The organism is Thiohalophilus sp., from assembly GCF_031581315.1.
Classification (GTDB): Bacteria; Pseudomonadota; Gammaproteobacteria; order UBA6429; family Thiohalophilaceae; genus Thiohalophilus.
In genome coordinates, this window is record NZ_JAVLAZ010000004.1 from 32756 (window position 1) to 35096 (window position 2341).

3 protein-coding genes are annotated in these 2341 nt (G+C 58.3%); 2 read left to right on the top strand and 1 reads right to left on the bottom strand.

Translation table 11 applies throughout. The features are described 5' to 3' along the window. Window positions 1–800 (bottom strand): RNA polymerase-binding protein DksA (dksA, locus tag RI563_RS01065; protein ID WP_310692488.1); only part of this gene is annotated, 800 nt, incomplete at its 3' end. A gap of 65 nt (window positions 801–865) precedes the next feature. On the opposite strand from dksA, the gene RI563_RS01070 reads away from it, so the two are divergent. Together RI563_RS01070 and RI563_RS01075 are read left to right on the top strand one after the other, a co-directional pair. Then, on the top strand, window positions 866–1636 hold the full coding sequence (locus RI563_RS01070) for an HAD family hydrolase (RefSeq protein ID WP_310692474.1): 771 nt from the start codon (window positions 866–868) through the stop codon (window positions 1634–1636). A gap of 190 nt (window positions 1637–1826) precedes the next feature. After that, on the top strand, window positions 1827–2341 hold a 515-nt coding region (locus RI563_RS01075; protein WP_310692475.1), incomplete at its 3' end, for an aminotransferase class I/II-fold pyridoxal phosphate-dependent enzyme.

A 2341-nucleotide genomic window follows, 5' to 3' on the forward strand; every position in this document is an offset into this window, starting at 1 on the left:
CGTTCGCGGATTTCGTCCAGGCTCTTGCAGTCGATGCACAGCGTGGCGGTGGGTCGGGCTTCAAGACGGCGGATACCGATTTCGATGCCGCACTGTTCACAGTAGCCGTATTCACCGTTGTCGATGGCGTTCAGGGACTCATCGATTTTCTTGATCAGCTTGCGTTCGCGATCCCGGGTACGCAGTTCCATCGTGAAGTCGGACTCCTGGCTGGCCCGGTCATTGGGATCCGGGAAGTTGGCGGCTTCGTCCTGCATGTGATGAACAGTCCGGTCCACTTCCTCCATCAGTTCGCGCTTCCAGTTGTGCAATATTTCACGGAAGTGCTGTGACATCGGCTCGTTCATGTACTCCTCGCCCTTTTTCATCTGATAGGGCGTGATCTCACCGGCATGTTCGGTGACTGACTTGCGTGGAGCCGTCTTTTTAGCGGTTTTCTTCGCGGTTGGTTTCTTCTTGGCTACCGCCTTTTTCTTGGCCGTTGACTTCTTCGCTGCGGTCTTCTTTTTGGCCACGGTTTTCTTTTTCGCCGTGGTTTTCTTCGCGGCGGGCTTTTTCTTGCTGGTTTTCTTCTTCGCCGTCGCTTTCTTGGCGGTTTTCTTCTTCGCGGTCTTTTTCTTTGCGGCCATGTGCAATGGTCTCCTGGCGGACACTGTTCCGTAAAAAATAACGCGCTTTTCTACCAGAATCCGCCCGCAGGCGCAATAAACGCGTGGTCTGACGAGCGGTTTTTTTCCGACGGTTTTATGGGGGGGACGCTTAACCGCATGAAAATCATGGAATTCTACAGGACATGGCAGGTGGCAAAATCATCGGTTTCAGGTAAGCTGGCGCGCTTTTGGAACAATGCAAAGAGTGGAGAGCGATGGCGGAACTGGCAGCACTGTTATTTGATGTGGACGGTACCCTGGCGGATACCGAGCGGGATGGCCACCGGGTGGCCTTCAACCGGGCCTTTGCCGAGGCCGGACTGGCCTGGGAATGGGATGTTCCCCTCTACGGCGAGTTATTGAGCATCACCGGCGGCAAGGAACGGATGCGCCATTATCTGGAACAGTATCAGCCCGCCGCGACCTTACCGGGCAATCCGGCAGACTGGATTGCCGATCTGCATCGCGCCAAGACCCGCCATTACGAAGCATTGCTGGGCGAGGGCGGCATCCCGTTGCGCTCCGGTGTCGAACGGCTGTTGCGCGAGGCCCGGGATGCCGGCTACCGACTGGCAATTGCCACGACCACCACCCCGGCCAATGTCACCGCGCTGCTGGAAAATGCCGTGGGGCCCGAGGCGCTGGATTGGTTCGAGGTCATTGCCGCCGGCGATGTGGTGCCGGCGAAAAAACCGGCCCCGGATATTTATCATTACGCCATGGCGAAAATGGCGCTTGACCCGGCTCAATGTATCGCATTCGAGGATTCCCATAACGGGATTCTGGCGAGCAAGGGAGCGGGTTTGAAAACCATCATCACCGTCAATGACTACACACGCGACCATGATTTCGACAGTGCGGAACTGGTACTGGACAGTTTTGGCGAGCCGCAGCAGCCGTTTGAGGTCCTGTCCGGATCGCCGGCTGTTCTCAATGGTGCCGAGTACCTGGACATGGCGCTGATCAAACGGGTGCATTCAGGCTAACGCAGTAATGCTCTAACCACTGAACACACCGACGATATCGAACTCAACGACTCCGCAGTCGTGTGTGCAGGGAGTCTGTCAGAAGAAAAATCGGTGTTTTCAATGTTACAGGTTTGCCATCTCATCGGCGGCACCGGCGGCGCATTTCCCCGGGGTTTCGGTGCGCTTGTAACAAGGTTAAAGTTCAGATATGTCTGAGACAGCCTCCCGTCGTATCGATCGTATACAACCCTTTCGGGTGATGGCCCTGCTGGCGGAGGCCCGAGAGCTTGAGCAGCAGGGCCACGATGTGGTGCATATGGAGATCGGTGAGCCCGATTTTCCCACGCCGGCGCCGGTCCTCGAGGCGGCCAGCCGGGCGATCGCCGACGGTGAGGTGCACTATACGCCGGCGGTGGGTCTTTCAACCCTGCGCGAGGCGATCGCCGGTTTTTATCAGGATCGCTATGGCCTGTCGGTGCCGGCACAGCGGATCGTGGTGACGCCGGGGGCATCCGGGGCGCTGCTGCTGGCCCTCGGTGTGTTGCTGGAACCGGGGCAGGGCGTGATGCTGGCCGATCCCGGTTATCCCTGCAATCGCAATTTCGCCCATTTTCTCGACGCCCGCGTGCAGCCGGTACCGGTGCAGGCCGATACTGGCTATCAGCTGAGCCTGGCGCAGGTGCAACAGCACTGGCAGGCCGACACCCGGGTGGTGATGCTCGC

What these genes read in the sequence shown, in the direction of transcription:
- RI563_RS01070 (WP_310692474.1), top strand. Translation starts at nt 866, where the DNA reads ATGGCGGAACTGGCAGCACTGTTATTTGATGTGGACGGTACCCTGGCG.